Consider the following 2,297-nt stretch of genomic DNA (forward strand, 5'->3'; position numbering starts at 1 on the left):
TGGGGGGGGCCGCGTGTGTGTTTAATACGAGACGGGTGATACCCCCCCCGCACTCCCCCCCCCCCGGGGGGCGGGGGTTAACCCCCCCGGCCCCTCATCCTGAGTGGGGTTCCTCCATGCACGGTGCGACGCCCATGGGGGGTCCGGAGGACCGGGCAGCCGACCGGGCCATCGACCAGGGGCCGGTGGCGGACTCGCCCGTCATCTCGCTGCGTGAGCTGTTCCGGCGGTTCTGGCCGTGGGTCCGACCGGACGTGCGCTGGCTGCCGCTGAGCGCGGTGCTGCTCGTTCTCGGCGCCTTCGGCGAGGTCGTCTCGGTCTGGATGTTCAAGGACCTGATCGACGAAGTCCTGGTGCCGCGGCACTTCGCCGAGTTCTGGCCGCTCGGTGGCACGATGCTCGCCGCGGCCGCGGCGGCGGCGCTGTTCACCTTCGCGGGCACCTACACCGGCACCTGGATCGCCGAGCGCTACCTGCTCCGGCTCCGGACCGGCACACTGGCCCATCTGCACACCCTGCCGCCCGACACCCTGGAGACCCGCTGGCGCGGCGACCTGGTGGCCCGGATGACCGCCGACATCGCGACGATCGAGCAGATGGTCGCGACCGGCCTGGTCGAGGGCGCGGTGGCCTCGACCAGCCTGGTGCTGTTCGCCGGCGCGGCGTTCTACCTGAGCTGGCCCCTCACCCTGGCGGCGCTGATCGTCGCGCCGCTGTTCATCTTCACCACCGGCTTCTTCGGGCGCCGCATCCGCATCCGGGAGCGGCAGGTCCAGCGCCGTGCCGGCGGCGTCACCGCGCTGCTGGAGGAGACGCTGCGCAACGTGGTGGTCACCCGCACCTGCGGCCAGGAGGAGCGCGAGGTCGAGCGGGTGCACCGCGAGGGAAAGGCCCTGCTGGACGCCGAGCTCTCCGCCGCCCGGATGTCCGACCTCTACCAGCCCCTCCTCAACGTCCTCCAGATGCTCGCCGGGCTGGTCGTGGTGGGCGTCGGCGCGCTCCAGGTGATCCGCGGCGAGCTGAGCCTGGGTGGTCTGCTCGCCTTCGCCGCCTTCATGGCGCAGCTGTTCGAGCCGATCCAGCAGCTCGCCGGGCTCGTCCCGCTTGCGGGCGCGGCCTGCGCCTCGGGCGAACGCCTGCTGGAGATCCACGACCTGTCCAGTCCGGTCCGGGAGAGCCCCGCCGCGCGGGACGCCGGCGCGGTCCGCGGCCGGGTCTCCTTCGAGGGCGTCCATGTCGCCTACCCCGGCAGTTACGACGCCCCGGTGCTGTCCGACGTCAGCTTCGACGTCAGCCCCGGCAAGGTTCTGGCCGTCATCGGCCCCAGCGGCAGCGGCAAGTCCACGCTCGCCAAGCTCCTGGTCCGCTTCCTGGACCCGCAGGCCGGTACCGTCCGCCTCGACGGCGCCGACATCCAGGACCTGACCATCGCCTCGCTGCGCGGGGCGATGAGCTTCCTGCCCCAGCAGGCGCAGCTCTTCCACGCGACCATCCGGGACAACATCGCCTACGGCAGGCCCGACGCCCCGCAGGAGGAGATCGAACGCGCCGCCCGCAGCGCCGGCGCCCACGGCTTCATCACCGCGCTGCCGCAGGGCTACGGCACGGTCATCGGCGACGAGGGCTTCCAGCTCTCCGGCGGGCAGGCCCAGCGCGTCGCCATCGCCCGGGCCTTCCTGCGCGGCGCGCCGGTCCTCGTCCTGGACGAACCGACCACCGGCCTGGACCCGAAGACCGTCCAGCAGCTGATCCCCCCGCTGCGCCGCCTGATGGCGGGCCGCACCACGATCCTGATCACCCACGACCCGGCCTTCCTCCCGCTGGCCGACCACGTCCTCACCCTCCAGCCGCCGGACGCCCCGCGCCCCCGCTTCGCGGGATCGGCCGCCGGGCGCCCGGAGGCCGTCGCGGTGAACGCGTCCGAGGCGGGGCTTCCCGGTGAGCGGGGCCACGGGCCCGGGTGACCTTCGCCCCCACCCGAACGGCCGGGATCCGCAGACTGCGGACCCCGGCCGTTCGAGTGCGTGCGGTCAGGAGACGACGATGGTGGTCCGCAGGTAGTAGACGAACGGCGGGCAGGCCGAGCCGCGGTCCGGGAAGGCGCAGCGCCAGATCCAGGTGATGTCGCTCGTCCCGGCGGTGGCCGCGCTGAAGGTCGCGTGCGTGGTGTTGTCGGGGTCGGGGGTGGGGGTGGGGTTGGGGCGCACCCGGGGGGGGGGGGTGGCCCGGGGCGGGGGGGGGCCGGGGCGGGGAGACCGCTCCGTAGGCAGAGAGGCAAACCGTGAGCGCGCGCGCGG

General features: G+C 73.8%; 2 protein-coding genes. One reads left to right on the forward strand and one right to left on the reverse strand.

Annotation, left to right across the window (positions count from 1 at the left end; translation table 11 throughout):
* Positions 1–134: 134 nt before the first annotated feature.
* Positions 135–1,964: an ABC transporter ATP-binding protein gene (locus ACFV61_RS04235; RefSeq protein WP_380490070.1), complete on the forward strand. Its 1,830-nt coding sequence runs from the start codon at positions 135–137 to the stop codon at positions 1,962–1,964.
* Between the two features lie 66 nt (positions 1,965–2,030).
* Here the strand turns inward: ACFV61_RS04235 and ACFV61_RS04240 are convergent, their stop codons facing one another.
* On the reverse strand, positions 2,031–2,207 hold the full coding sequence (locus ACFV61_RS04240; RefSeq protein WP_380490072.1) for a hypothetical protein: 177 nt from the start codon (positions 2,205–2,207) through the stop codon (positions 2,031–2,033).
* Positions 2,208–2,297: the final 90 nt, after the last annotated feature.

It is taken from the genome of Kitasatospora sp. NPDC059817 (assembly GCF_042731835.1).
GTDB lineage: Bacteria > Actinomycetota > Actinomycetes > Streptomycetales > Streptomycetaceae > Kitasatospora.

Excerpts from the sequence above, each read along its gene's own strand:
- ACFV61_RS04235 (WP_380490070.1), top strand. The coding sequence starts at position 135 with ATGGGGGGTCCGGAGGACCGGGCAGCCGACCGGGCCATCGACCAGGGG.